26 protein-coding genes and 1 pseudogene are annotated in these 26,286 nt (G+C 33.6%); 7 read left to right on the top strand and 20 right to left on the bottom strand.

Annotation, left to right across the window (positions count from 1 at the left end; all coding sequences use genetic code 11):
- Positions 1–5: 5 nt before the first annotated feature.
- Positions 6–587, bottom strand: coding sequence for a YciE/YciF ferroxidase family protein (locus tag BUC29_RS06055; RefSeq protein ID WP_073414352.1), 582 nt, complete (start codon positions 585–587; stop codon positions 6–8).
- A 188-nt stretch (positions 588–775) separates the two neighbouring features.
- Here BUC29_RS06055 and BUC29_RS06050 point away from each other — a divergent pair, with 188 nt between their 5' ends.
- Entirely contained in the window at positions 776–1,351 is a 576-nt protein-coding gene (locus tag BUC29_RS06050) for a hypothetical protein (protein WP_073414350.1), read from the top strand.
- Positions 1,352–1,421: 70 nt separating this feature from the next.
- On the opposite strand, the gene BUC29_RS06045 is transcribed toward BUC29_RS06050, so the two are convergent.
- From BUC29_RS06045 to BUC29_RS06025, 5 genes are all read right to left on the bottom strand, one after another.
- Positions 1,422–2,069 (bottom strand): DUF5661 family protein, encoded by a 648-nt coding sequence (locus BUC29_RS06045; RefSeq protein ID WP_073414348.1) that lies wholly within the window; start codon positions 2,067–2,069, stop codon positions 1,422–1,424.
- Positions 2,070–2,153: 84 nt separating this feature from the next.
- On the bottom strand, positions 2,154–2,315 hold the full coding sequence (locus tag BUC29_RS06040) for a DUF1328 family protein (RefSeq protein ID WP_035644678.1): 162 nt from the start codon (positions 2,313–2,315) through the stop codon (positions 2,154–2,156).
- 84 nt (positions 2,316–2,399) lie between these two features.
- Positions 2,400–3,482, bottom strand: coding sequence for a DNA topoisomerase IB (locus tag BUC29_RS06035; RefSeq protein ID WP_073414910.1), 1,083 nt, complete (start codon positions 3,480–3,482; stop codon positions 2,400–2,402).
- A gap of 115 nt (positions 3,483–3,597) precedes the next feature.
- Entirely contained in the window at positions 3,598–3,837 is a 240-nt protein-coding gene (locus BUC29_RS06030) for a DUF7218 family protein (RefSeq protein WP_073414346.1), read from the bottom strand.
- 268 nt (positions 3,838–4,105) lie between these two features.
- Entirely contained in the window at positions 4,106–4,597 is a 492-nt protein-coding gene (locus BUC29_RS06025; protein ID WP_073414344.1) for a hypothetical protein, read from the bottom strand.
- 246 nt (positions 4,598–4,843) lie between these two features.
- On the opposite strand from BUC29_RS06025, the gene BUC29_RS06020 reads away from it, so the two are divergent.
- Positions 4,844–5,431, top strand: coding sequence for a DUF4142 domain-containing protein (locus tag BUC29_RS06020; RefSeq protein WP_073414342.1), 588 nt, complete (start codon positions 4,844–4,846; stop codon positions 5,429–5,431).
- Between the two features lie 168 nt (positions 5,432–5,599).
- On the opposite strand, the gene BUC29_RS06010 is transcribed toward BUC29_RS06020, so the two are convergent.
- The 6 genes and pseudogenes from BUC29_RS06010 to BUC29_RS05990 form a co-directional block, all read right to left on the bottom strand.
- Positions 5,600–6,655 carry an NAD(P)-dependent alcohol dehydrogenase gene (locus BUC29_RS06010; RefSeq protein ID WP_073414338.1) on the bottom strand — a complete coding sequence of 352 codons (1,056 nt, stop codon included), beginning with the start codon at positions 6,653–6,655 and terminating at the stop codon, positions 5,600–5,602.
- 94 nt (positions 6,656–6,749) lie between these two features.
- Positions 6,750–7,157, bottom strand: coding sequence for a cupin domain-containing protein (locus BUC29_RS06005; protein WP_073414908.1), 408 nt, complete (start codon positions 7,155–7,157; stop codon positions 6,750–6,752).
- A 227-nt stretch (positions 7,158–7,384) separates the two neighbouring features.
- Complete coding sequence (locus tag BUC29_RS06000) at positions 7,385–8,254, bottom strand: helix-turn-helix domain-containing protein (protein WP_073414336.1); 870 nt, start codon at positions 8,252–8,254, stop codon at positions 7,385–7,387.
- 194 nt (positions 8,255–8,448) lie between these two features.
- Positions 8,449–9,255 carry a hypothetical protein gene (locus tag BUC29_RS21825; RefSeq protein ID WP_394332988.1) on the bottom strand — a complete coding sequence of 269 codons (807 nt, stop codon included), beginning with the start codon at positions 9,253–9,255 and terminating at the stop codon, positions 8,449–8,451.
- Positions 9,232–9,348 (bottom strand): annotated as a pseudogene (locus BUC29_RS21820) (DUF4982 domain-containing protein); the annotation flags it as partial. The pseudogene BUC29_RS21820 and the gene BUC29_RS21825, both read right to left, overlap by 24 nt.
- Before the next feature lie 12 nt (positions 9,349–9,360).
- A complete protein-coding gene (locus BUC29_RS05990) occupies positions 9,361–11,268 on the bottom strand; it encodes a glycoside hydrolase family 2 TIM barrel-domain containing protein (protein WP_244160779.1) in 1,908 nt (635 codons plus the stop codon).
- A 204-nt stretch (positions 11,269–11,472) separates the two neighbouring features.
- On the opposite strand from BUC29_RS05990, the gene BUC29_RS05985 reads away from it, so the two are divergent.
- Positions 11,473–11,856 carry a hypothetical protein gene (locus tag BUC29_RS05985; RefSeq protein ID WP_073414332.1) on the top strand — a complete coding sequence of 128 codons (384 nt, stop codon included), beginning with the start codon at positions 11,473–11,475 and terminating at the stop codon, positions 11,854–11,856.
- Between the two features lie 223 nt (positions 11,857–12,079).
- Positions 12,080–13,486: a dihydrolipoyl dehydrogenase gene (gene lpdA / locus BUC29_RS05980; protein WP_073414330.1), complete on the top strand. Its 1,407-nt coding sequence runs from the start codon at positions 12,080–12,082 to the stop codon at positions 13,484–13,486.
- Between the two features lie 119 nt (positions 13,487–13,605).
- On the opposite strand, the gene BUC29_RS05975 is transcribed toward lpdA, so the two are convergent.
- From BUC29_RS05975 to BUC29_RS05965, 3 genes are read right to left on the bottom strand one after another with little or no spacing between them, the layout of a single operon-like run.
- Positions 13,606–14,079, bottom strand: a complete 474-nt coding sequence (locus BUC29_RS05975; RefSeq protein WP_073414328.1) for a hypothetical protein — start codon at positions 14,077–14,079, stop codon at positions 13,606–13,608.
- 19 nt (positions 14,080–14,098) lie between these two features.
- Complete coding sequence (locus tag BUC29_RS05970) at positions 14,099–14,500, bottom strand: lysozyme inhibitor LprI family protein (protein ID WP_073414326.1); 402 nt, start codon at positions 14,498–14,500, stop codon at positions 14,099–14,101.
- A gap of 33 nt (positions 14,501–14,533) precedes the next feature.
- A complete protein-coding gene (locus BUC29_RS05965) occupies positions 14,534–15,028 on the bottom strand; it encodes a TlpA family protein disulfide reductase (protein ID WP_073414324.1) in 495 nt (164 codons plus the stop codon).
- 137 nt (positions 15,029–15,165) lie between these two features.
- Here BUC29_RS05965 and BUC29_RS05960 point away from each other — a divergent pair, with 137 nt between their 5' ends.
- A complete protein-coding gene (locus tag BUC29_RS05960) occupies positions 15,166–15,468 on the top strand; it encodes an ArsR/SmtB family transcription factor (RefSeq protein WP_073414322.1) in 303 nt (100 codons plus the stop codon).
- 6 nt (positions 15,469–15,474) lie between these two features.
- Positions 15,475–16,581, top strand: coding sequence for an NADH:flavin oxidoreductase (locus tag BUC29_RS05955; protein ID WP_073414320.1), 1,107 nt, complete (start codon positions 15,475–15,477; stop codon positions 16,579–16,581).
- Between the two features lie 219 nt (positions 16,582–16,800).
- Here BUC29_RS05955 and BUC29_RS05950 read toward each other — a convergent pair whose 3' ends face one another.
- The 4 genes from BUC29_RS05950 to BUC29_RS05935 all read right to left on the bottom strand — a co-directional run bounded on the left by BUC29_RS05950 (position 16,801) and on the right by BUC29_RS05935 (position 23,087).
- Positions 16,801–17,937, bottom strand: coding sequence for an acyltransferase family protein (locus tag BUC29_RS05950; protein WP_073414318.1), 1,137 nt, complete (start codon positions 17,935–17,937; stop codon positions 16,801–16,803).
- A gap of 132 nt (positions 17,938–18,069) precedes the next feature.
- A complete protein-coding gene (locus BUC29_RS05945) occupies positions 18,070–18,717 on the bottom strand; it encodes a DUF1349 domain-containing protein (RefSeq protein WP_073414316.1) in 648 nt (215 codons plus the stop codon).
- Positions 18,718–19,034: 317 nt separating this feature from the next.
- Positions 19,035–21,251 carry a glycoside hydrolase family 3 C-terminal domain-containing protein gene (locus tag BUC29_RS05940; protein ID WP_073414314.1) on the bottom strand — a complete coding sequence of 739 codons (2,217 nt, stop codon included), beginning with the start codon at positions 21,249–21,251 and terminating at the stop codon, positions 19,035–19,037.
- 207 nt (positions 21,252–21,458) lie between these two features.
- The gene (locus BUC29_RS05935) at positions 21,459–23,087 is read right to left on the bottom strand and encodes a DUF6377 domain-containing protein (RefSeq protein WP_244160778.1); all 1,629 of its coding nucleotides are present in this window, start codon (positions 23,085–23,087) and stop codon (positions 21,459–21,461) included.
- A 162-nt stretch (positions 23,088–23,249) separates the two neighbouring features.
- On the opposite strand from BUC29_RS05935, the gene BUC29_RS05930 reads away from it, so the two are divergent.
- Positions 23,250–23,594 (top strand): 5-carboxymethyl-2-hydroxymuconate Delta-isomerase, encoded by a 345-nt coding sequence (locus BUC29_RS05930; protein WP_073414310.1) that lies wholly within the window; start codon positions 23,250–23,252, stop codon positions 23,592–23,594.
- A gap of 131 nt (positions 23,595–23,725) precedes the next feature.
- Here BUC29_RS05930 and BUC29_RS05925 read toward each other — a convergent pair whose 3' ends face one another.
- Positions 23,726–26,170: a glycoside hydrolase family 3 C-terminal domain-containing protein gene (locus BUC29_RS05925; protein WP_073414308.1), complete on the bottom strand. Its 2,445-nt coding sequence runs from the start codon at positions 26,168–26,170 to the stop codon at positions 23,726–23,728.
- Positions 26,171–26,286: the final 116 nt, after the last annotated feature.

Here is a 26,286-nt window from a genome sequence, read left to right as displayed (position 1 = left end):
TTCTATTATTCTTCCATTTCAATTTCGGCAGCTTCTAGATTTATGGCATTTACAGCTACTTCGGTTAATAATTTATCAGCACCTTTTTCTTCATCAAGTGTTTGTTCCAAAAGAGCTGCGGCTTCTTCATAACCCAAAGTTTCTGCAAATTGTCTCAAAGTACCATAAGTTGCAATTTCATAATGCTCGATTTTTTGGCTTGCTGCAATAATTCCCGCATCACGCACAACTCCAATTTCAGTTTCTTCAAGAATGCCTTTTCCTTCTTCAATTAAACCTTCCATTGCATCGCATTTTTTAGCGGTTGCTTTTTTTCCGATAAGTTCAAAAACTTTCTCTAAACGTGTTACGTGTTCTTCGGTTTCAGTTAAATGGTTATTAATGGCAGTAATTAATTCTTCTGAAGTTGCATTTTTAGCCATTGTTGGAAGCGCTTTTGTTAAAGCTTTTTCTGCCCAGTACAAATCTTTCAGGCTTTCTTCAAATAATTCTGTTAATCCTGCAGCAGCATTAGATTTTGGTTTTGTAACTCCTCTTTTTACCGTTTGTTTCGGTGTGGTTTCTTTCTTACTATCAGTAGTTTTCATGGTAATAATTTTTTATGATTAATATTTTATAAAATTACCGCGATGATAATCTGTAAGCTTATAAAATTCTTATATTAAATTTCATTCTAAACACCTGTTAATTATAGAATTACATCAAACAATTCTATAAGAAAATCCATCCTATTGATGGCTAGCTTTGTATATATACATTTAAAAAATAAAACGTCATGAATACTACAGATAAAAAAAACAGCACTTTTCCTAAAGATCCGGCAAGCCCGAATGCTTCAGACAGAAATACGGTTATGAACGAGGAACTTTATGATTTAAATACGAGAGAAACCCAAAACAGCCGAGCAGAAGACGCAGAACGCGGTTATACGGTTCGAAATGGCCATAACCCTGATAAACCTAATCCGGATGAAAGATCGGGCGTATATGACGATGATTTGGACGATTTAGATGATGATTTCCACAAAGACAGAGATCTTGAAGATAATAACGATGATATTTATGAAGTTGTTTTGGAAGAAGATGATGCGCTTGACAGCGACGAAGAAGAGGAAGATGAAGACTTAGACGAAGATGAATACATCGAAGAAGAATTAGACGACGATCTTGAAAATGATGAATTTGACAACCCGTCTGATACTTTTGAAAATGATTTTAGTGAAACGGAAGAAGATTTAGAAGATCTGGAGGATGGAGATGAAGAAGATGAAGACATTGAAAACAACGATTATGTTGAAGATGATGTTCAGGAAGATGATGATTATAATGAACAGGACAAGAGAAGATTATAACTTTTGGATTCTGAAATAAAAAAAACCGTTAAGAAATATACTTAACGGTTTTTTTTTGTGATTATAAACTTTAATCGCCTATTTTCTCTAACACGGGAATATCATCCATTTTTTGTAAACGTTCTACCAATCCTGTTTTGGCTTCTGCTAATTCTTTTTCTGCTTTGCTTAATTCTTCGTACCACTCCTCTTTTCCATCGTTTAAATTTTCTATTTTTCGCATAATTTCAAAAATTTCACCCTCGGTTTCCATTATTTTTAAGCGTTTGTAGTAAGTTAAACTTTCGGTCATGTGAGCCAATGCAATCATTGCGGTCAAAAAAGGATGGTTATTGGTAACATTTACATCTCTGATTTTTCCATGTTCAAGTTCAACTTTTAAGGCAAATGCAAATTCTTCCATATTAAAATCGGCATGTTTGCTGTCAGGATTTAAATATGCTTTTATGGCTTCAACATTGTCCATTGTCGAAAGGTCAACTTCGGTATGTTTTTCGTCTAGCAAATCTTTATAAACCACATTTGCTATCGCTCTTGCTTCGGCAATTGTAGGGTCGTTTTCAGGATTTTCAAAATCTCTAGTCGACCAATCCCAGTTTTCAGGATGCACAGGTTTTATATATTTTGCACAAAAATCTGTCACATCGTTTTTTAGACTTACCATTTCGTCTTGTCTTTTAATGTAAACGTCCTGATAAGCACCGCTTTTAGTTCCCATAATATTATATTTTAAAAAACAAACGACACATTTACCGAAATATATGTGCCGTTTTTAGTTCGTTATTATTTTACTGAATTAGTGTTAAACACTTCTTCTTCCGCTTATTAACGAAATAATAAATAACACTAAGAATATAAAAAATAAAATTTTTGCTATACTAGCAGCTCCAGCGGCAATTCCGCCAAAACCAAATATCCCCGCAATAATTGCCAGAATAATAAATATGACTGTCCAACGTAACATAATAATTGATTTTTAGTTAATACTGTTTTTGTTTGTTTTTAAACTTATGCTTTTTAAGAGATGCATTAACTCTATTCGTTTATTTTACAATAAATTGACCTGGTAATTCCCTATCAATTCTGCAAAGGCACTTTCAGTTCGTGAAAAGTATTTTTTCGTGCTTCGGCTTTTTTTAACTTTATCAAAATACTGCTGAATTGATCCATCTTCGTAAGTTGAAACTAAAAGCGGATGAACGTAATAATTCTTGCAGACATTTCTTGTATTTCCAAGTGCTTCGGCTGTGGCATCATAAGCCATAACAATGTTTTTTTTGATTTCTTTTTCATTTGATGTAACGCCTAGTTCCATCAGATTTTCAAAAAATATAATTGAGGCTGCCCACGTTCTGAAATCTTTAGCACTGAAATATTCGCCCGAAATATTATGCAGATATTCATTTACCATATGGCTGTCTAAAACCTTTTTTTCGCCGTTTTTATCGTAATATTTAAAAACTTCCCAACCCGGAATTTCTTCGCATCTGCTTACTAGCTTAATTAATTGTTTGTTTCGGGTTGTAATCGTGTGTTGTTTTCCTTTTTTTCCAATGAATTCAAACCGAAGTGAATTTTTATTGATATTAATGTGTCTTTTTCGCAAAGTAGAAAGCCCGTAGGATTTATTATTTTTGGCATATTTTTCATTTCCAATACGTATATGCGTTTCTTCCATTAATCGTATTACAAGCGCAACTACTTTTTCTTTAGACCATTCTTTTCTTTCAAGATCGATATCAACCTGTTTACGTATAGAAGGAAGCTTTTGTCCGAATTCGGCAATTTTGTAAAATTTGGTTTGATTACGGATTAAATTCCACTTTGGATGATATCGATATTGTTTTCTGTTTTTTACATCTACTCCTACTGCTTGTAAATGGCCGTTTGATAAATCGCTTATTTTTACATTTACCCAAGCTGGAGGCAGGACTAAGCTGTTAAAGCGTTTTATTTCACTTTTTTGTTTTATACAGCGCCCATTTTTTTTATAAATAAAACCATCTTCTCCCTGGCATCTTTCAATTGGTAAATTTTGATTGTTGACATATACTAATTCCAGCTTTTCTAACACCAAATGCGGTGTTTTAATAAGCTGTGTCAACAATTTTTGAGTTCTGGCGGTATTCATGGTCGTTTTATTTTTTGCCACTCCCTTTAGCGGGATTCACAGATTCAAAAGATTTTCCTATTCATTCTTCTATCACCTCATCTCAGAGAATCTGTGAAATCTGCAGCATTTTATTTTAATTAGTTCTTAAAGATTTTATCAAACTTTTTTTATTCATATAAGAGCGCCCCTGAACACCAACTTTTTTAGCCTGTTCATAGAGTTCTTCTTTTGTCCATTCTTCATAAGGCTTTGCTTTTCCACCTTTTTCTCCTGCATTTGGCGTGTTTGCTATTCGCGCCGATTTCTCTTTACTATAACCTTTTTTAACGAGTGCTTCATATTGCGCTTCGTTCTTAATTCTTGGATCTGGCATGACTTTGATTTTTAGGTTAATAAAAATTAGTTTGTATGTTGATATCAAAGTTCTCAAAAAGAAAGATTTTTCTGTTATACAATTTTGGTTTGAACTTTCATAATTAGAATTGTACGATTTTAGACTTTAATTTTTAAATGTTAGCTTTAGGTCAATATTGTTGAGATTTAAAAACAAAAATCCCATTCGCAGTACGAATGGGATTTAAAAAAGTAATATTTTATATTTCTTTTAATTTCTATTTATAGCAACCATAAAAAAATTGCTTTTATTCTGTTTGCACCTTTATATATGCATAAGAAATTCTACCTGATCCATCACTAAAAAAATTAATCTCATTTATATTTTCTATATTTTTCCATCTTATTAAATTTTGCGGATTATTAAAATATGACGTAGTAAACTGAAGTCCAAGTATTTCAATATTATCTTCGGTTAAATCATATTCCAACAAATTATTAATTGTGATCCAATCTGCTTTCCCATTTACAAATATAATTTCAAACTTATCTTTTTGATAATAAGCTTTTTCACATGGGGTATTTTTACAAGGTGTACTTCTTGCAGAAAATGATTCCACCTTATCAGATTTTCCAAGAACCTTGTCTACCTCTATTTTATTTTTTCCAGCGATTAGCTTAAGATCAACTACAATTTGTTTTTGTGTAATGCCTTTTTCCACTATAGCTACATTATCACTTTTCGTGTTATTGCAAGAAAAGAACATTACAATAATTAGAGGGAATAAAATTTTCTTCATGTGAAACGTTTTAAGTTTAAATAATTAAAAAGACAAATATTCAACATTATAACTAACCTTCTTTATGGAAATCCATAATAAGGAAATTAATATAACCACTATACTGAATAATTTAAATCAAAAATTAAATAATAATACTGGTTTATTACCTCAGCATCCAAATCATATAACAATCTCTCAAAATCCTGTAAGTAATTCTTACGGCTTCTGAATAATTTTACATCATAACATTTAAACTATAAAATCATGAAAAAGATATTATTAGCCAGTAAAGCAATTTTAGGAGCAGGACTTATTCTTATATTCCTGAATTCGTGTAAAAATGAAACTAAGCAGGAAGATCCGAAAGAAGTTGCGGAAGATGCTAATGAAGCCAAATTTGATACTATTGACAGTAAAGAAGATGATTCTGAGTTTTTAGTAGATCAGGCTGAAATTAATCTGGCTGAAATTGAAATTGGAAAATTGGCACAACAAAAAAGTACTAATGCAGAAGTGAAAAAATTTGGTAAAATGCTTGTTGACGAACATACTAAATCAGCATCTGAAGTGAGTGCTTTAGCAAAAGCCAAAAACTTTACACTGCCTACTTCTCTTACTGAAGAAGGTCAGGAAGAATACAACAAACTAAACGAAAAATCTGGTCTTGATTTTGATAAAAAATTCGCCGATATGATGATCGACGGTCACGAAAAAGCAATTGACAAACTTCAAAAAGCATCAAAAGATGCTCATGATGCAGATGTTAAACAGTGGGCTTCTAACAATATCGCGCCTTTGACAGCGCATTTAGAACACGCTAAAATGCTTAAACAAAATCTTGACAAAAAGTAAAATAAATTTAATTGGTTATTATTTATTTTTGAAAAACCCCTCAAGAGTTGAATTGCTTGAGGGGTTTGCTTTTTTAAATTACAAAGGTTCAGAGGTTCAGAGTTTCAAAGGTTTTTATTTTTTATCCCTTAGAAACCTTTGTTCCTTTGAACCTTTGCAGCTTTGAACCTATTTTAAAGAAGCCATATCAATAACAAATCGATATTTGATATCACCTTTTAATAATCTTTCGTAAGCGTTGTTTACGTCATTTACACCAATAACTTCAATATCGGCAGTGATGTTATGTTCTGCACAAAAGTCAAGCATTTCCTGAGTTTCGGCGATTCCTCCAATTGCTGAACCAGCAAAGCTTCTTCTTCCTAATATAAGACTAAATGATGCTACAGGCAGCGGATCCATCGGAGCTCCTACTAGCGTAAGGGTTCCGTCAACCTTTAATAAATTTAAATACGAATCGATATTATGCTCAGCCGAAACGCAGTCTAAAATAAAATTCAAACTTTTTGCATGCTGTGCCATTTGTTCAGGATCTGTAGACAAAACTACTTCATCTGCACCTAGGCGTTTTGCATCTTCTGTTTTAGATAAATTGGTTGTAAACACCACAACATGTGCTCCCATTGCTTTTGCCAATTTGATTCCCATGTGTCCTAATCCACCAATTCCAACAATTCCAACTTTTTGTCCTGGCCCAACTTTCCAGTGTTTTAACGGAGAATACGTTGTAATTCCGGCACATAATAGAGGTGCAACTCCCGCAAGATCAAGTTTATCTGAAATATGAAGCACAAAACTTTCATCCACAACAATACTTTGGGAATAACCTCCAAAAGTCTGAATTCCGCCCAAATGTTTATCCGGAGAATTGAAAGTCAAAACACTTCCTTCATCACAATATTGTTCCAAATCATTTTTACAATTCTCACATTCTCTGCAAGAATCTACCATACAGCCTACTCCTGCCAGTTCTCCAACTTTGAAATTTTTAACGTGATCGCCTACTTTTACAATACGTCCTACAATTTCGTGTCCAGGAACAATTGGATAAATCGTTCCGCGCCATTCGTTTCTTGCCGAATGAAGATCAGAGTGACAAATTCCGCAGTATAAAATTTCTATTTCCACATCATGTGCCTGTACAGCACGACGCTGAATGTCTAATGTCTTTAAGGGTGCCTCGGCAGCTTCTGTACCAAAGGCTTTTATACTTTTCGTTTCCATATCGTTTTTTTATTATTTTAGGTTCTTTCAAGTTTAGGTTTCAAGTTTCAAAAACTTAGAACCTTTACAGCTTAGTTTCTGGCAGCTTAAAAAATTAACGGCTGCTTAAAAGAAAATATTCTGCATCGGTTACTTTTTCTAACCATGTTCCGTGACCTTTATCAATTTCTGTAATAATGGCAACGTAAGAAAACTTATCAAACGGAGTCGCTCCGTACCAATGTTCTACCCCAGGCAGGATTGTAACTACTTCATCTTTAAGAAGTATACGAGCAGCACTTCCTCTTTCCTGATAATAACCTACTCCATCTTTTGCAATAAGCATATGAAGACTTGCATTGATATGCCAGTTGCTTCTTGCACAAGGTTCAAAAGTAACTTCCTTAATAACAGTATTTTCAGGATGAATATCACTGCTTTGCTTCTTGTATGAAACGTCGCCCGTCATATATGCACTAGGGACTTTTCCTTCTTCGATAACGGCTGAATAATTTGTTGACATAAATTTAGTTATTTTTTTGAGATTGACTTTACTGAAATCACTTATATATTTCATTATCAGAATTATAAACTAAAAATAGAAAGCTAGAATCCGCTTTATGAAGTAGTATTTTAGTTGTTGAAACTGATAAATTATTTTAGTATCATAATTTCAAAAGCAAAATTAGGGCAGTAATGCTTTCCGGAAATAACAAAATTCAAACAAAAAATTATGAATTTGAAACAATTTTACATTCTAAGCGATTTTGGAATCGTTCCGGTAAGTCTTTTAAAATAATTATTGAAATAACTCGGATATTCAAATCCAAGCGAATAACCTATATCTGAAATACTCCAGTCGGTATGCTGCAGCAAAGCTTTTGCTTCGTTGATAATTCTTTCGGTAATGTGCGCCGTTGTTGGTTTTCCTGTAATTTCCTTTACAGAACGATTTAAATGGTTTACATGTACCGCCAGACTTTGCGCATAATCCTGTGGTGTTTTTAATGCCAGAGGTTCGTTTTTTGTTTCTATAGGGAATTGTCTTTCCAGTAATTCTAAAAACAGAGAAGTAATTCTTGCCGAAGCATTTTTATGTTTAAAGAAATTATCTGACGGCTGCATTTTCATCGATTCATGAATAATCAAATTGACGTAACTACGCATTAAATCATCTTTAAAAACATAGTCTGTTTCGTATTCCTGAATCATTTTTTGAAATAAGGAATCTATAAAAAGCTTTTGGTCAGCATTTAAAGGAAAAATAGGTGTTCCCCCAATTTTAAACAGAGGCGATTCCTGAAGTGTTTCTGAGCGGTCTTTTGCTTTCAGAAATTCTTCTGTAAAAACACAGGCATAACCTTCGTATCCTTCTGAAATAGTTTCCCATGAATATGGTATAATCGGGTTACCGAAAAATAAAATTGTTCCGTCTGTTTCTATTCCACGATCGGCATATTGTATAATACTTTTACTTGTATTGATGCATATTTTATAAAAATCCCTGCGGCTGTAAACCGGGATTTTACTTACATCACCGTTTATCTGATATACTTTAAAACCCTTCAGCTTCAAATCTGAAGTAAAATCGCAATTCTGAGTTTCTACCTGATTATTCATTTTGCAAAGTTATGAAAATCAAATATTACTTTTTTGTTTTTTTTTGTTTCTGGTTTCAGGTTTCAAGTTTCTGGTTTCAAGTTTCTGGTTTCAAGTTTCTGGTTTCAAGTTTCTGGTTTCAAGTTTCTGGTTTCTGGTTTCAGGTTTTTGGTTTTTGGTTTTTTAAACGCAAAGAGGCTAGGCTTGCGGTTAAATTAATTTTTCAAGATACCTGCTCGTAATCCTTTTGCAGAAGCGGATAAAATAACTTCTACTGCATTTTCATCTTTTTGAATAATAATTTGTGCATAACCATTAAAAAGCTTCCTTTTCCAGGGTTCCGATGGTGTAATGATTTGTATAATTCCGGGATCTGTATTCATTACGTCCCATTCTTTTATTTTTTGTAAAGGCGTTGCAGCGATATGAATTGTGTTTTTGCCTTCTTTTAAAATTGAAGAATCTAAAATGTACTTTTGGGAATCTTCTGCACTTGGTCTTACTTTATTACCGTTAACGAAAACTAAAACTTCTGTTCCTATTTTTTTATAAAAGAAGCTCACATTATTCGAAGATGCATTAGTTTTCAAATCAAATTCGCCTTTGTAAATATAAGAAGCTGCCTGATTCTTATAATCACGGTCTTTAAACGCTGTTTTCCAATCGTTTTCTTGATAATTTGGCAACTCATTGGGCAAAATAGCTTTTTCTAATTTTTGTTCTTGAAAATTCGTTATTTGAACTAATGAAATTGTATCATGAAACTGATCTTTTTCTAACGAAGTCGGATCGCCGTTTCCAACCCCTAAAATTTTTCCGCCTTTTACAGAAAAGGTAATTTCATCATTTGCCGTGGCAGCATGTAAGTTATTTTTATCCGTAACTTCTACTGTGACTACAAAAACATTTCCTTTTAAAACATTTTCTTTATCTAATGATAATTTAATATTTTCTGGTTTTCCGGTTGTTTTTTGAGTTTCGGTCAATACTTTTTTACCATTTTTATAACCTACCGCTTTCACAGTTCCGGGCGCATAATTCACTTTCCATTCTAAATGTCCGTTTTGTTCCATTTTCTTTTTTCCTAAACTTTTGTTGTTCAGGAAAAGTTCTACTTCGTCGCAGTTTCAATAAGCCCGGACATCGATTTCTTTACCTTCCATTCCGCTCCAGTTCCAATGCGGCATAATGTGCAAAACAGGCTTGTTTTCCCACCATGATTTTAAGTAAAACACATTATCTTTTGGGAAACCGCAAACGTCCATCATTCCGAAATATGACGTAACCGATGGCCAGCCATAAGGCGTTGGTTCTCCGCGATAATCAAAACCTGTCCAGATAAACATTCCAGCCAAATAAGGACGTTCTGCATAAAATTTCCAGCCTTCTTCAATACTATAAAAAGTCGGACGAGGTTTTTTGTCATAAGCACTCTGGTAATGTTTGGCATCATCTGTAAAATAAATTCCGCGTGTTGCAAACGTTGAGCCTTCCTCCGTTCCCATTCCCGGCTGATTTTTAAACTGATTTCGGTGCGCATCAATATCACCGTTTCCGAGATAATTGTAACCCATAATTTCTACTACAGACGAAATTCCGCTTTTAAATCCGCTGCTGATTCCAACTGTTACAGGTCTTGTAGGATCGATACTTTTGGCGTAATTCTGCATTACATTTGTAATACGTTCACCTGCAATGTTTCCTTCAATATTCCATTCTTCATTTCCAACCGACCAGCAAAAAACACTAGGATGATTTCGGTCACGCTCTATCATTCGCTTCAAATCATTTAAATGATAGTCATTAATTCCCATCAAACGAGTTTCATCAATAACCAGCATTCCCAGTTCATCACATGCTTTTAATAATTCGGGTGTTGGCGGATGATGCGAACAACGATAAGCATTTGAACCCATTTCTTTTAGTTTTTTAATTCGGTAATACTGAATTTCATCTGGAAGTGCTGTTCCAATTCCCGCATGATCCTGATGATTATTTGTTCCTTTTAGCTTTAACGATTTTCCGTTTAAGAAAAAGCCTTTTTCGGGGTCAAATTCAATAGTTCTGATTCCGAATGTAGTTTCGTAACTGTCAATTAATTTACCGTCTTTCCTAATTTGAGTTTCCAAACGATATAAATTAGGTTTTTCAATATCCCATAAAAGCGGACTTTTTAAATTAAATTTTGAAATATAATTGGCTGTTTTATAAAATTGAGGAGCATATACATCTTCAAGGAAAAATCCGGCTTCTTTACCTTCAGCATCAAAAATTGTCTGTACAACTTCGATCGCACCGTCAAAATTCCCTTTATTTTCAATTCTTACGTTTACAATAACCTCAGCTTCATTATTTTTAAGTTCAGAAGTTACATAAGTTCCGTTTGATACAACGTAAATTGGATTTGTTTTTTGTAGATAAACATGCCTGTAAATTCCGGCTCCTTCATAAAACCAGCCTTCTTCCATCGAAGCATCGGCACGCACAACGATTGTGTTTTCGCCGCCATAATTAGCATAAGCCGTAACGTCGTATTCAAATCCGTTATAACCGCTTTGTTCAGTTCCGAGGTAATAGCCGTTAAAAAATACTTTTGAGTTTCTAAAAACACCGTCAAATTTCAGACTGATAATTTTTCCGTTATCACTTTCAGGAATATTGATTTTTTTTCGGTACCAGCCAATACTTTTCTCCGGAAAACCTTTTCCTGCTGTTTTGAATCCGTGACTGAAACTTCCTTTTTCGCTAAAATCCTGTTCAACGGCCCAATCGTGCGGTAAATCTAACTTTCGCCAGGCGCGGTCATCAAAATCTTTTGCCGCCGGCCCATCGCCAAAACCAGTTTTTGATAAATATGAAAAATACCCTTCTGCATGGCCGAAATCTTTTTTTGTATCATACAAATGACCAAATGAAAACCGCCAGTCTTTATCAATTAAAATTAATTCTCTCACTGGTTTATTTTGGGCAAATGATAAACAGGAAATTAGAAAAACAATAAAGAGAAGCGTTATTTTAAAAGTAACAGATTTCATGAAAATGCGGTTAGGTTAGAAAGATAAAATTATGATATAAAAATAACTTACCTTAATAGTATTTTATCAAAACCTATACAATAACTAGCTGTAATTAAGCTGAAAATGGTTATTAAAAATTTAGAATCATTCTATTGGCGATACTTTTTAAAATGATTTTGATTTGATGTAATTTTATATAAAAATTTAAAAAACAGAGATTATATGAGTGTTATTAAAGATGAAAAAAAGCTTCTTAGCACCATTAAACGTATCGACGAAAAGATCGATAAGAATAATGATCAAAAGATACTAGCCTTTTTTGAATCTCTTGGATTAACTGAAAGAGAGGATGTTCCCAAAAATTTTCTGGATTGGGATACGATTCTTATTATCGTACCAGACCGCCACATTTCACATGAATTAAAATATTATAAATTCTCTATATCAAGACTTTTCTTTGTAACAAATCCATATGCAGATAAAATTCACATCTACGATTTTGACCAATGGAAAAGCGTAACCAGAAATAAAACACAATTTCAGATTAGGGAAATGATGAAAACGAGTTTTGGCGGTGTGAGGAAAACTTCTTCAGAAAATGAGTAACGAATTTTAAAATGAACAAAAGTCCGAATCGATTGATTTGGACTTTTTTTTATGCATTAATTCTTTTAAATATCATGAATGTAACTTCTTAAATAACGAAATACAGTAAAATATTCTTCAAAATACGTTTCAAATTATTAAATTTCAACATCTTTAAAAAAGGCATATTCATTGCCTGAATTTAAGTCAAAAAATGTTCTTTTAATTTCTAAAAAATTCATTTATGGAAACAAAATTCGATATCGTAGTTATTGGCTCTGGCCCTGGTGGTTATGCATCGGCAATTCGATGTTCTCAACTTGGTTACAAAACTGCACTTGTAGAAAAATATAAGGCCCTGGGCGGAACCTGTACCAATGTTGGCTGCATTCCCACAAAAGCATTACTCGACAGCACCGAACATTATCATACTGCCGAAACTAAATTTGCAGCTCACGGAATTCTAACTGGAAAATTGGATTTAGATTTTCAACAGTTAATAAAAAGAAAAGGCGAAGTTGTAGAGCAGAATATTGCCGGACTTAACTTTTTAATGAAAAAAAATAAAATTGAAGTTTTTGAAGGAATTGGTTCTTTTATCAATAATTCAGAAATCAGTGTAAAGCATAACGACGGAAATTCTACTAAAATTTCATCTACTTATTTTATTATTGCAACAGGCTCAAAACCAGCTACAATTCCCGGAGTTGAGATTGATAAAAAACGTATTATTACCTCAACAGAAGCACTTTCACTGCCCGAAAAACCAAAAAGCATTGTTATTATCGGCGGAGGCGTAATTGGGGTTGAAATGGCTTCTATCTATGCAAGAATTGGTGTTGAAATTACTATAATCGAATATTTTGACAGCCTGATTCCTACTATGGATAAAGACCTCGGAAAAGAACTTAAAAAGATTTTTACCAAACAAGGTATCAAGATTTTACTAAGTCATAAAGTACAATCGGCTAAAAATAATGGCAAAAATGCAACGGTAAGCTTTTTGGATGCATCAAATAATCCGCAGGAAATTACAGCCGATTATTGCCTGGTTGCCGTTGGAAGAAAACCTTATACAGAAGGATTAGGCCTAGAGAATACAAACATTGAAGTTGATTCTAAAGGAAGAATCGTAACCAATGAAAAACTCCAGACAAAAGTCGAAAATATTTATGCCATTGGCGATGTTGTTGCCGGAGCCATGCTTGCACACAAAGCCGAAGAAGAAGGCATTTTTGTTGCCGAAACTATCAACGGGCAAAAACCTCATATCAATTATAAATTAATTCCCGGCGTTGTTTATACCTGGCCAGAAGTCGCTTCTGTTGGGTATACCGAAGAAGAACTGAAAGAAAAAGGAGTTGAATATCGCGTTGGGAAATTTCCATTTTCAGCTAGTGCACGTGCGAGAGCTGCAATGGAAAAAGATGGTTTTTCTAAAATCCTTTCTGATCCTAAATACGGCGAACTTCTTGGCATGCATGTAATTGGTCCGCGCGCAGCCGATTTAATCGCCCAAGGTGTAATAGGAATGGAATATGAAGTTACAGACGAAGACATGTTCAGAATTTCATACGCTCATCCAACTTATTCTGAAACCCTAAAAGAAGCTTATATGATTGCTTCGGGACAAGGAGCTATTAATATTTAGTTTTTATTTGTTTCAGGTTTAAAGTTTAAAGTTAATTTAAATCGTTAATCTTTGTCAAATTTTGAAACTTTGACAAAGATTTTCAACTTAAAAAAAAACATTAAGTTTTTTTGAAGATATTATTCAATCTCAAAAATTTCAATAAACTTTTGTTCTATGTTTTTTCTTTTTCGTTTAATATCCCACCTGGAATAGAAAATCATAAAAACTAGAAATACATTTACAACTATAAATGCTTCTTGAGGCGCATTTTTAGAAGAAATGAGTAATGAATTCATTAGTATAAAACAAAAAATAGGGAAATATTTTACCCAAACTAAAATAAATTTGGGATGTGGTTCAATTTCATAATTAACGTGAAGTATATTATTCACTACCTTATATTTTCCTTTAACTATAAAAGATGTTGGAGTTACTCTATAATTTATAGTTAAGCGGAAATCTTTATCATCAAAAAGTCCATAAAATGGTTTAGATTTTCCATCAAATATTGTAAAAACAGCAAATGGTCCTAATTTTAGTTTCGGAGAACCAATTTGAATACTTTCTTTCAATCTTGACCGAAACTCCAATAAATTAAGGTTTGATTTCATTAATAAATAAAATTGAAAATTAAATTCGTTTAATAAGTTCTTTTACTCTCACAAAAACATAATCAGCTTTTAAATCATAAACAACCATATCAAAATCCTGGCTTCCTGGTTCAAAACCTTCTTTTTTAGTGTCAGAATATGCTTTTTTAAAATATTTGATGGAAAATCTAAACCATTCTAATTGCTCTTTTTTCAGCTTCGATTGTTCTTCAGTACTCAATTTTAATCTTAACTTTTTGTACACTACATTCAGCAGACTATCAGATTGATAGTAAAATTCAACAGAACAATTTCTCATTCCAATTCCAGTATCTAAACAATTTTGATGATCAGTTTCTAATTTACTAACTGTTTTTAAAGTTTGTGAATTAGAATGTATCGAAACGAGAATGGATAATAAAAAAATAGATTTTTTTATCATGATTAGTATTTTTAATAAAGTCTAAAACAAATATCACTTAGCTGTCAGCAAACTATTCACCATATCTTCCAAAGCTTTTCCATGAATATTTTTAGCAAGGATGATTCCGTTTTTATCTATTAAAAAGTTTAACGGAACTGATTGAAGCATATAAGCTCCAACAACCGGAGACTGCCAGTATTTTAAATCACTTACTTGTATCCAAGGCAGTTTTCCTTTTGCAATGGCTGCCAGCCAAAGTGGCTTTTTAGTATCCATAGAAACGCTGTAAATCGAAAATTTATCTGGATAAGCTGCGTACAGCTTTTTTAAAGTCGGCTGTTCTTTTATACAAGGTCCGCACCATGAAGCCCAAAAATCAATTAAAGTTAAGGAACCTCTTAAAGATGAAAGTGCAACATTTTCTCCTTTCGTATTTGGCAGATCAATTTCCGGAGCGATATCTCCAACATCAACGCCTACAACCTGTGCTTTTGTATTGGTTATTACACAACATAAAAATCCTAAAATAAGTAGAGTTTTTTTCATAAATGATTAAGTTTATTGGTTTGGGGAACATTTTTAATCCATAAAACAAATATAAACTTTCTCTACCTCTATCATAAAATTATGCTAAAAATATTTTTTTTAATTGATATATCGGGAAAAGTCGATATATTTGCACCATGGAAAATATAGAACTTTTTAAAGCCTTGTCAAACAAGTCCAGACTGCAAATGCTTGAATGGCTAAAAGAACCTGAAATAAACTTTCCCGGCCAGCTGGAACATGGCGGATTTGAACACGGCGTATGCGTGGGACAAATTCAGGCCAAAGCCGGTTTGACACAATCAACTGTATCAGAATACCTGTCTATTTTACAACGCGCGGGTTTTATCGAAGCCAAACGTGTTGGACAATGGACTTATTATAAACGTAACGAAGGTGCCTTTGAAGCACTTAGTAAATTAATCCAATCTAATTTGTAAATTACTATGAGTACAAACAACCTGTTTTCGCCGTTTAACTTAAAAACGTTAAACCTTAAAAACCGAATCGTAATGGCGCCTATGACGCGCTCTTTTTCTCCAAACGGAGTTCCAACTGATGATGTAGCAGCTTATTACCAAAAAAGAGCTGAAGGAGAAGTTGGTTTAATATTATCTGAAGGAACTGTTATCGACAGACCTTCTTCTTCAAATGATGCAAATGTTCCGCATTTTTATGGTGAAACATCTTTAAACGGATGGAAAAAAGTTATTGACGGAGTTCACGCTGCGGGCGGAAAAATGGGACCGCAGATTTGGCATATGGGAATTATGGATAACCATCATTCAGGATGGGTTCCGCCAGTTCCTTTTGAAGGACCGTCTGGTTTAAACCGTCCTGATTTTAGAAATGGTGTTGCCATGACCGAAAAAGATATCGAAGATACCATTCTTGCTTTTGGTAAAGCTGCGGCTGATGCCAAAAGATTAGGTTTTGATACGATCGAAATTCACGGTGCACACGGATATTTAATCGATCAGTTCTTTCGAGCCGAAACGAACTTACGTGAAGATATTTACGGTGGAAAAACGTTACCGGAACGTAATCGTTTTGCTATTGAAGTGATAAAAGAAATCAGAAAGCAAGTGGGTAATGATTTTGCTGTTATTATGCGTTTTTCTCAGTTTAAACCTTCTGATTATAACTATAAACTGGCTAAAAATCCACAAGAATTAGAAGCTTGGCTTACACCGCTTGTTGATGCCGGAGTTGATATTATACATGCTTCGCAACGCAGATTCTGGGAACCTGAATTTGAAGATTCTGATTTGAATTTTGCAGGATGGGCTAAAAAAGTAACTGGAGCCCCAACAATTACTGTTGGTTCTGTTGGTCTTTCTGGTGATTTCTTTGGTGCCTTTGCCGGAGAAAGTTCTGAGCCAACTTCTTTGGAAGAATTAAACAGACGTTTCGACAGAGGCGATTTTGATTTAGTTGCCGTTGGAAGACCTTTATTGTCAGATCCTAATTGGGTTGCTAAAATAAAAGCCGGAAAAACAGATCAGTTAAAAGGTTTTAGTAAAGAAGCTTTAGGAGCATTGGTTTTAGAATAAATTAAGGTTCTAAGGTACTAAGGTACTAAGATACTGAGATTCTAAGTTTTTTTAGTCTACAAAATTTTAGAATAAGGTTAAATATTAAAGGGATAAACAATTATGTTTATCCCTTTTTTGAATGTCTATAACTAACAAAATTAGAAATTCAATATTTTTAAGGCAGTAACTAAGGCTTTACTTAAAATCTCTATCAAAACAATTTATATCCTTAGAACCTTAGTTGCTTAGAACCTCAGAACCTTTCTTTCTCTGAAATTTATTCTGAAGCCAGTTCCTAACAGGTTCGTCATATAATTTTAAACATAAATACGCCAATAAAATACTAGCTATTAAAACTCCTATTCCCAATGGATAACCTTCCTGAAGAGAGACTTTGTTATCGACAACCCAAGCTGTATACCAGTAAATTAATGGATAATGTGTAATGTAAATAGGATACGAAATATCGCCTAAAAGCTTACAGATTTTAGCTGAAAATGCATTTTTAATTTGTCCGCCCGCCCCTATTGCAACGATAACCGGAAAAACTAAAATGATGCAGAAAGATTCGTATAAACCGTTTATCCATAAAATGTCTTCATTTCCAAATCTTGGCAATGCCAAAACAATTGTGATTAAAATACTGCAAACCCAAAATGCACCTTTTATGTGAATTAATTTTCCTAAACGGGAAAGCAAAATTCCGGCGAAAAACGGATATAATAATCGGGTGAATCCAATATTCATTTGTTCCAGATTTAAAGACCACCCGCCTATAACATCGCCTTTGGGGCCAAAAACCGTGTAATTAATTAACAGTCCGGCAAATATCAGTACGAAAACTGATAGCACTTTATTCGAAAATCTGCGAAAAATTAGGGCGTACAAGATGTTTGCAATGTATTCGAAAAAAAGTGACCATGCCGGACCATTTAAAGGATGCATTTCTCCCCAGCCTCTTATTTCCATTGATGGTGGAATTGGCAAGAGAGTGAAACCAATAAGCATTGTTACAATTACTTTCCACACTTCCATTCCTGTAATTTGTGGAAACAATATATCTGAGGCTTGAAAATAATAAAATACAGCACCAATGATCATTCCCATGATTACCATTGGCTGAAGCCGAATTAACCGGCGTTTGTAGAATTCCCATTGTGTCATTTTCCCCCAGCGGTCATCATACGCATAGGCGACAACAAATCCAGATAAAAGAAAAAAGAAATCTACAGCCAGATAACCGTGATTGATAATTTGTACAAAACGATTTCCTCCGCTAAATGATTCAAAAATGTGAAAGGTAACAACTAAGATAGCCGCAACTCCACGCAAACCATCCAGAATTTCGTAATGTTTTTTTGCTTTAATATACATTTGGTTGATAGTTTATAGTTGGTGGTTGATGGTTAATTATTGGTGGTTAGATTTGTTAATTCATAATTCATAATTCATAATTCATAATTCATAATTCATAATTGATAATTAACCATTAACAATTAACAATTATTACTGGTGATTTTTAAGCCATTCTAATCTTCTTTGATCTGGCAGATGTTTTACAGAGAAGTTTTCGAATTTAGCTTCAAAACCTTTTCCGTCAGGTGATGCAGCCATTAATCCAACCATAACAGGAGTATTGTCTTGCAAAGGCGCATTTCTTGTCATGATATAATTTTTATCATCAAAAGAATAAAATACCTCAACAGCATCCAATCTTCTCACAACTTTAATCCATACGAATGGCGGCGCTTTTTCAAGAGTTAACACGCTCCAATCGCTTTTATCGTGTGTTACAACGGTGCTGATATTGAATTTTCCGTCAACAAATTCTACTCCTGTTTTAATGTAATTTTTTTCGTCAACACGGATCATTAAACCCATTTGGTCAAAACGTGCGATATAATTTCCTGTGATTTTTACTTTGGCTTCAAATTCGCCGCCATAAGTTGCATAATAAAACGGTGCATCATCAACAGTAAATCCGTAGTGCGAGATTCTCCAGTAATCGCTGTTTGCGGTTACATTCATGATTAAGGCATTGTTTTTAATTTCCCATTTTTCAGGTTCATTAAACCACTGCATTTTTTCAAGGCTTTGCGCCGAAAGGTTTTGAAACAAAACAAAGGCAACTGAAAAGAATACTATTTTTTTCATAACATTTTTATTAAAAATAAACTTCTGATATATCCATCAGGTGTAACATTTTTTTTAAACACATAGAAACATAGATTTTTATTTAAAGAAAAGATCTGAAAAAAGAAACTAGTTTCTAACACATAGCCAACTATGTTTTATTTAAAATAAGTGAAACGCCTTTTTTAGGTGTTCAAAATCTATGTTTCTATGTGTTTGAATTAATTGCGACCAACCGTTTCTAACATATAACATTTTACTTCTTACTTTTTTATAAAGCAAAGCTGCAACTTTTTACACTTGCAGCTTTACAACCAACCAATTTAGAAATAATGAAATTATTGAAGTGAGAATCCCACTTTAGATTTTATATCGGTTGATGATGCTCCTACGATTGCTTCAAAAGCTCCCGGTTCTGCAACCCAGTCGTGTTTTTTATCATCAAAGAAACTTAAGGCTGTTTTATCGATTGTAAACGTTACTGTTTTTTCTTCTCCAGCTTTTAGGGCAACTTTTTCAAATCCTTTTAATTCTTTTACCGGACGCGGTAATGAAGATTTTAAATCGCTGATATAAAGCTGAACAACTTCAGATCCTTCTCTGTTTCCTGTATTTTTTACCGTTACAGAAAATGTGATTTTATCATTGCCTGACATTTGTTTTTTGTCAGCAGTTACTTTTCCGTATGCAAAAGTCGTATAACTTAATCCGTGTCCAAAAGAGAATAATGGTTTTATTTTGTTTTTGTCTGCCCAACGGTATCCTACAAAAATTCCTTCGTTGTATTTAACTTCGTCTCCTCCTGGAAATTCCCCTAAAGCATGTGCTCCGTTATCAGATAATTTTACCGGGAAAGTGAAAGATAATTTTCCGGAAGGATTAACATCTCCAACCAAAACAGCAGCTAAAGCATTTCCAGCTTCTGTACCTAAAAACCATCCCTGAACAACTCCCGGAACTTCTTTAATCCATGGCATTGCAACTGCATTTCCTGAAATATTTACAAAAACAATGTTTTTATTTACTTTTGCAAGTTCGCTGATTAATTTATCCTGACCATAAGAAAGCTCTAATCCGTTACGGTCGTGTCCTTCATCATCCTGGTTTGGAGCTTTATTTAAACCTCCAATAAAAAGAACAATATCAGCATCTTTAGCAACGTTTAAAGCTTCAGCAGTTAATTCTGCAGGAGAACGTTTCTCTTCTAAACTTACTTTTGCAACCACTCCATTATAATTACTTGTTGGATCTCCAACATAACCACGAGCATAAACGATTTCTGCCTGATTACCAATTCTTTTCTTCAAACCTTCAAGCGGAGTAATTTCGTAACGTGCTTTTAGAGAAGAACTTCCTCCTCCTACAGTCATCATTTTAATGGCATTTTCTCCAATTACTGCAATCTTTTTAGTTTTAGAAAGGTTAATTGGCAGGATATTGTTGTTGTTTTGCAATAAAACAATTCCTTCTTCGGCAATTTTTAAACCGGCTTTTGCATGCTCATCTGTCCCAAAAGATCCAAAAGGACGATTTCTGTCCATTGTAGTAAGGAAAGCCAAACGAAGAATGCGACGTACTTTTTCGTCAAGTTCTTTTGTTCCAACTTCACCTTTTTTAATCATTTCAGAATATGGTTTTGCTAAGTAATAGTTATCGTAAGCATTACTTGTTCCCCATGAAAGTCCGTTTGTCCATGAACCAAATTCCATATCAAGACCATTGTGAATAGCTTGTTTTGTATCGTGTACGCCGCCCCAGTCAGAAACTACAACGCCTTTAAAACCCCATTCTCCGCGAAGAATATCGTTTAATAAATATTCGTTGTGGCAGCATTGCTGTCCTTTATATTTGTTGTAAGATCCCATAATTGCCCACACTTCTCCTTCTTGTACAGCAGCTTTAAAAGCCGGAAGATAGATTTCGTATAACGCACGATCATCAACTACAACATTTACAGTATTTCGGTTTGTTTCCTGATTATTTAAGGCAAAATGTTTAACGCAGGCAGCAACTCCATTTGACTGAACTCCTTTAATATAAGGAACCACCATTTTTGAAGTTAAGAAAGGGTCTTCTCCCATATATTCGAAGTTACGTCCATTTAAAGGGCTTCTGTAAATGTTAACTCCCGGTCCTAATAGTACGTTTTTGTTTCGGTAACGTGCTTCTTCTCCAATTGATTTCCCGTATAAAGATGCTAATTCTTTATTCCATGTTGAAGAAAGTGCCGTTAAAGCCGGAAATGCAATACAAGAATCATTTGTCCATCCTGCCTGATCCCATTCGTCCCATTTTACTTCGGTACGAATTCCGTGTGGTCCATCGGTCATCCAGTTTTCAGGAATTCCAAGTCGTTTCACACCAGGTGAGCTAAATTTAGACTGCGCATGGATCATGGCAATTTTTTCCTCGGTTGTCATTCGCGAAAGCGCATCTTCTATACGCTCATTAATTGGCTTTTTATCATCAAGATAAACCGGAACTTTATTTTGTGCATTCAATCCGAATGAACTCAATAAAACTAAAACAACGATTGTTTTAACGTTTTTAAACATAACTATTAATTTATTTAAGCATTCAATTTTTGGTATAGATACAAGTGGTCAAATGTACCTTTTAATAATATTGTAAAGCTAAAACGTTATAGTTCGTTTTGAATTTTTAAACGAAAAAAAGTAGTGAATTAAAAAATTAAAGTATTGATTATCAATTTTTTAATAAAAAATAAGCAGTAAAAAAAGTAGTGATTTTAAAACGAATCTTTAGATTTTCAACGTAATTAAACCGATTTTCATGACCATTTCTTCAAAATCATTTCTCGAAACAGCGGCTTTATTTCTGGCTCTTGTTCGATAATTGTAAATTGTACTTAAAGAGTAACGAAGAAAGGCTGCAATTTTTACGCTGTCGTTAATTCCTAAACGAATTAATGCAAAAATTCGAAGTTCGGTATTGAGTAATTCTCCCTGTTTTAAAACTACTTGTTCTTCTTTTATTAAAAGCGCATTAAAATCCTTTACAAAAGTTGGGTAAAGATTCAGGAAAATAATATCGAAGTTTTTATACAATTCTTCCAGTTCAGTATCGACCAAAGTGGTTGACTTGAGCATTTTGTAAATTTCGTCAAATTGTTTTGCTGTTGCTTTTTTATTTAAAATAATGCGGTAATTCTCCAGTTTATTGATATAAGTCGAGCAAAGACTGAAAAAATGCGCAATATATTCTTCTTTAATATGATTTGATTCTGATAATTGAGCGTTACGTTCCTGTAATTGGTTATTAGTTTCAGTAATATCCTGATTTAATTCGGCCAGTTTTTGGCTTGTTTCGTACAATTCTCCCCGAATTCGCGAAACTTTTTTCATTTGTTTGTAAACGTAAATAACGGCAATAATCAAAAATACCGAAAGCAGGCTGATACAGATTAAATACAACTGTAATTCTGTTTTTCGTTTGGCTTCTTTTTCTAAATAAACGGTATTAATGATCGAATAAACTTCTGACATTAAAAGCGTTCGAAACTGCACATTGCAATAAAGCGCATCTTCAATGGCCGATTGTGTGAGCTTATACGCCATATCGACATCTTCTATTTCATAAAAAACCAAAGCCAGCTCCTGCAGCGAAGCATTATCTTTATTAGCATTTTTAATATCGGCAGTAGCCGAAAGTGCATAATATTTTTTTCTCAATTCCAGCTGATGTGTACGCTCATAAATACTTCCAAGCAAATACGTTATCATAGCATACTGAGGATCTGCTTCTTTAGTATTTTTGAGCAGATTCATTAAGTCTTTTTGGGCACCAGCAAGTTTTTTGTGATAAATATCGTGCTGAATTTTATTGATCTTATAATTGATGGATTTCTGGTCTAAAACCATCAATAAAGAATCACGGTATTTTTGAATTTGCTCTAAATAATGAATGCTGTAACTATTTGCGGCATAATGTTCAAAAAATTCACGATACGAAGTATAATAGTTAGGAAGCAGCGATTTTGATAATTTATTTTTATCAATGCTTTTTAAAATCGCTTCGGATTCGCGATATTTTCCTGAAGATGAATATAATGTAACCAATTGCAGATTGGCTAAGTCCGAAAGATCTTTATCCTGAAGTTCATCGGCAATTTTTAGATTCTTTTTTACATATAAAATAGCAGAATCTGAATTGAATTTTTGATACTCTGTATATAACGTTTTATTATAATTGTACTCCTGCTCTTTTGTTAAACCATCCGATTTGATTTTCTTGAAATTAAGAATTCTTTCTTCTTTTAACCGGACATAATGTTCCTTGTTTTTTAAAGCAAGGTTTAGCTTATCTATAATATCGTCTGTACTTTCCGATGCATAAACGGAAAAGCTGATAAGACCAAGTAAAAGAGACAAAAATGAGGTTTTCAAACTAAGTAAAAAAATAAATGTAACGTACAAATATAATAAAGTGTCGAGAGAAAAATGAATTATTTATTAGAACAGAAAATAAACGGAAACCTGATAATGTTTTTATAATTTTGTTTGAACTGAATTTCTAATTTAAACATACAAAAAATGCCAAATTTGATTATTGACTGCTCTGAAAATGTATTGCGATTAAAATCTGCAGATGAAATAATGCAGGAAGTTTTTGATTCGGCTTTAGCAACAAATCTTTTTACTGCGCCCGAAATTAAAGTTCGCATTAATGCTTTCTCTCATTATAATAACGGAAACACTTTAGAAGATTTTATTCATGTTTTTGGTTATATAATGGAAGGCCGAAATGAGGAACAAAAGAACAATTTATCAAAAACAATCGTAACCAGATTAAAAACTGTTCTTCCGGAAGTAAAGTCAATCTCTATGAATATTGACGATTTTAAAAAAGCCGGTTACTTTAACAGTAAAATGATTTGATTCCCATTTTATAAATAAAATTTATAACGAATAGTGATATTATAAAAAATAATTCCACTTGTTTATTCTGTTGAATATTCAAGTGGAATTTTAGTTAAAACAATTTTGCTATAAAACCAATTTCCCGAATTTTATTGTTTTAACTCTTTAATTGGAGTTTCCTGTTCAAAAGCTTTTTTTACTTTTTCGACTGTAATTTCATTTGGTACAGTAAATTCTACTGATTTTTTAATATCTAAAGATGAAGCACCTGTCATGACTTTATAAGTTCCGGCTTCGGCAATCCATGCATTTTGATTTTCTATAAAAGAAGCCAGATCTTTTGGCGACAATGTTAATTTTAAAGTTTGGCTTTCACCCGGTTTTAAATCTTTTGTTTTAGCAAAAGCCTTCAATTCTTCTTTAGGTTTGTCAATAGATTTTGAAGGAGCAGATAAGTATAACTGCACCACTTCTTTTCCGGCTGTTTTTCCGGTATTTTTTACCGTAACCGAAACTGTTATTGATGAATTGAAAGTTGAAGAACTCAGTTTTATATCAGAATAATCAAATGTAGTGTACGAATTTCCAAAACCAAATTCATAAGATGGTTTTACATTAAATGTATTGTAATAACGGTATCCTACATACACACCTTCTTCATATGTTACATTTTTTGGATCATCTGCCGGAGTTCCCAGCCAGTTTTTTGCCGACGGCGTATCTTCATATTTTATTGGAAAAGTCATTGTAAGTTTTCCTGACGGATTTACTTTTCCAGAAAAAACATCTGCTACGGAATTTCCTCCTTCCTGCCCTGGCTGCCAGGATAATAAAATGGCATCTACTTTATCTTTCCAGCTTGCCGTTTCAATAACGCCTCCAATATTTAATATTACTACTACTTTTTTTCCTTTAGCATGAAAAGCTTCAGAAACATTGTTGATTAATTCTACTTCATCCTGAGCAAGATTAAAATCATTATCGACTTTACGATCTCCGCCTTCTCCTGAATTTCTTCCAATAGTAATAATTGCTAATTCTGATGATACAGCGTGTTTATCTACTTCTTCTTTATCTAATTTTAATTCCGGCAGTCTTTTTGGTAAAGCCAGAAAGCCTTCTTTTTTACGGCTTTCCATTTCTGCGTCCTTTACTTTTGCCACAAATGGGGTGTATGCGGCTTTTAGTTCATTATCAATAGAATATCCTGAGTTTTTTAAACCATCTAATAATGAAACAGTATAAGCCTCATTAACGTCTCCGCTTCCTGTTCCTCCGGAAATAAAATCATAAGATGTAACTCCAAAAACGGCTATTTTACCTTTTTTGTTTGTAAATGGCAAAACACCTTTATCATTTTTCAACAAGATCATTCCTTCGGCAGCTGCTTGTCTGGTAATTTGGGCGTTCTCCTTTAAATTTGGTTTGTTCGAATATTTGTAGTTTTCCATTATTGGAGATTTTAAAACCAATTCTAAAATCCTTTCAACATTTTTATCTACAACTTCTTTAGACAAATTCTTATTATTAATATTTTCTAAAATAGCTTTCTTTTGCGCTTCGATTCCCGGCATCAATAAATCGTTTCCGGCACTTAACTGTTGTGTAACATTACTGGAGCCCGCCATAATAGACTCTGCACCGGCAAAACCACCAAACCAGTCTGTCATTACAATTCCTTTAAAACCCCATTCGTTGCGAAGAATCTCTGTTAATAAATCTTTTCTTGCCGAAGTGTACGTTCCGTTAATTAAATTATAAGAAGACATTACCGTCCAGGGATTTGATTCTTTTACAGCAATTTCGAAACCTTTCAGGTAAATTTCGCGCATTGCTCTTTCGCTGATATGTTCATTAATCGAAAGACGATTGGTTTCCTGATTATTAGCCGCAAAATGCTTAATAGAAGTCCCTACTCCATTCGACTGAATTCCTTTTACCATTGCCGAAGCAATTTTTCCGGAAACTAACGGATCTTCAGAGTAATATTCAAAATTTCTTCCGCACAAAGGATTTCTGTGAATGTTTAAAGCAGGCGCTAACAATACATCAACACCGTATTCTTTCACTTCATTTCCCATTGCTTTACCTACTTTTTCAATCAAAGCTTCATTCCATGTAGATGCTAAAGCCGTTCCAACCGGAAATGCGGTACAGTAATAGGTATTTTTATCATCTTTACGAATTGGTTTTATTCGTAATCCGGCTGGACCATCGGCAACAATAATAGCAGGAATTCCCAAACGTTTAATTTCATATGTTCCGCCGGCAGCGCCCGGAACACGCCCTTCGATAGCACCTATCACTGGTTTTATTCCGTCAAATCCCGGCATTCCGGTACCCATTAAAAAATTGGCTTTTTCTTCATCAGTCATTTTTTTGACCAAATCGACAGCACGCTCATGAATCGAAAGTCTGGTATCTTCATAAATATCCAATTTTCCGTTTTTATTTAAATCTCTAAAAGTAAATCCGTTAAGAGTTAAAATTGGCGGATTATTTTCCTCGTCAGATAAACTGCTCCATGATATATTAGAAATCACTAAAGCAGTCAAAAGCGATATTCGTGCTGTTTTTATAATTGTTTTTTTCATAAGTGAAACTAAAAATGTGGTTTGAAAATAGTAAAGTTTTAAAATTCAGCGTTTTTCATTGCTTCATTATGAAGCAATATTAATTACTTTTTTTCGTTTCAACAAATAAAAGAGGT

Source organism: Flavobacterium defluvii (genome assembly GCF_900129555.1).
Classification (GTDB): Bacteria; Bacteroidota; Bacteroidia; order Flavobacteriales; family Flavobacteriaceae; genus Flavobacterium; species Flavobacterium defluvii.
Note: the sequence above shows the minus strand (reverse complement) of the source record. Positions and strands in the feature narration are given on the sequence as shown.

Coding starts and splice junctions, on each gene's coding strand:
- BUC29_RS05960 (WP_073414322.1), top strand. CDS start 15,166: ATGGAAAATATAGAACTTTTTAAAGCCTTGTCAAACAAGTCCAGACTG.
- BUC29_RS06020 (WP_073414342.1), top strand. CDS start 4,844: ATGAAAAAGATATTATTAGCCAGTAAAGCAATTTTAGGAGCAGGACTT.
- BUC29_RS05955 (WP_073414320.1), top strand. CDS start 15,475: ATGAGTACAAACAACCTGTTTTCGCCGTTTAACTTAAAAACGTTAAAC.
- BUC29_RS05975 (WP_073414328.1), bottom strand. CDS start 14,079: ATGAAATCAAACCTTAATTTATTGGAGTTTCGGTCAAGATTGAAAGAA.
- BUC29_RS06005 (WP_073414908.1), bottom strand. CDS start 7,157: ATGTCAACAAATTATTCAGCCGTTATCGAAGAAGGAAAAGTCCCTAGT.
- BUC29_RS05945 (WP_073414316.1), bottom strand. CDS start 18,717: ATGAAAAAAATAGTATTCTTTTCAGTTGCCTTTGTTTTGTTTCAAAAC.
- BUC29_RS06055 (WP_073414352.1), bottom strand. CDS start 587: ATGAAAACTACTGATAGTAAGAAAGAAACCACACCGAAACAAACGGTA.
- BUC29_RS05950 (WP_073414318.1), bottom strand. CDS start 17,937: ATGTATATTAAAGCAAAAAAACATTACGAAATTCTGGATGGTTTGCGT.
- BUC29_RS05925 (WP_073414308.1), bottom strand. CDS start 26,170: ATGAAAAAAACAATTATAAAAACAGCACGAATATCGCTTTTGACTGCT.
- BUC29_RS06030 (WP_073414346.1), bottom strand. CDS start 3,837: ATGCCAGATCCAAGAATTAAGAACGAAGCGCAATATGAAGCACTCGTT.
- BUC29_RS06025 (WP_073414344.1), bottom strand. CDS start 4,597: ATGAAGAAAATTTTATTCCCTCTAATTATTGTAATGTTCTTTTCTTGC.
- BUC29_RS06000 (WP_073414336.1), bottom strand. CDS start 8,254: ATGAATAATCAGGTAGAAACTCAGAATTGCGATTTTACTTCAGATTTG.
- lpdA (WP_073414330.1), top strand. CDS start 12,080: ATGGAAACAAAATTCGATATCGTAGTTATTGGCTCTGGCCCTGGTGGT.
- BUC29_RS05985 (WP_073414332.1), top strand. CDS start 11,473: ATGAGTGTTATTAAAGATGAAAAAAAGCTTCTTAGCACCATTAAACGT.
- BUC29_RS06010 (WP_073414338.1), bottom strand. CDS start 6,655: ATGGAAACGAAAAGTATAAAAGCCTTTGGTACAGAAGCTGCCGAGGCA.
- BUC29_RS05940 (WP_073414314.1), bottom strand. CDS start 21,251: ATGTTTAAAAACGTTAAAACAATCGTTGTTTTAGTTTTATTGAGTTCA.
- BUC29_RS05930 (WP_073414310.1), top strand. CDS start 23,250: ATGCCAAATTTGATTATTGACTGCTCTGAAAATGTATTGCGATTAAAA.
- BUC29_RS06050 (WP_073414350.1), top strand. CDS start 776: ATGAATACTACAGATAAAAAAAACAGCACTTTTCCTAAAGATCCGGCA.
- BUC29_RS06040 (WP_035644678.1), bottom strand. CDS start 2,315: ATGTTACGTTGGACAGTCATATTTATTATTCTGGCAATTATTGCGGGG.
- BUC29_RS05990 (WP_244160779.1), bottom strand. CDS start 11,268: ATGAAATCTGTTACTTTTAAAATAACGCTTCTCTTTATTGTTTTTCTA.
- BUC29_RS06045 (WP_073414348.1), bottom strand. CDS start 2,069: ATGGGAACTAAAAGCGGTGCTTATCAGGACGTTTACATTAAAAGACAA.
- BUC29_RS05970 (WP_073414326.1), bottom strand. CDS start 14,500: ATGATAAAAAAATCTATTTTTTTATTATCCATTCTCGTTTCGATACAT.
- BUC29_RS06035 (WP_073414910.1), bottom strand. CDS start 3,482: ATGAATACCGCCAGAACTCAAAAATTGTTGACACAGCTTATTAAAACA.
- BUC29_RS05965 (WP_073414324.1), bottom strand. CDS start 15,028: ATGAAAAAAACTCTACTTATTTTAGGATTTTTATGTTGTGTAATAACC.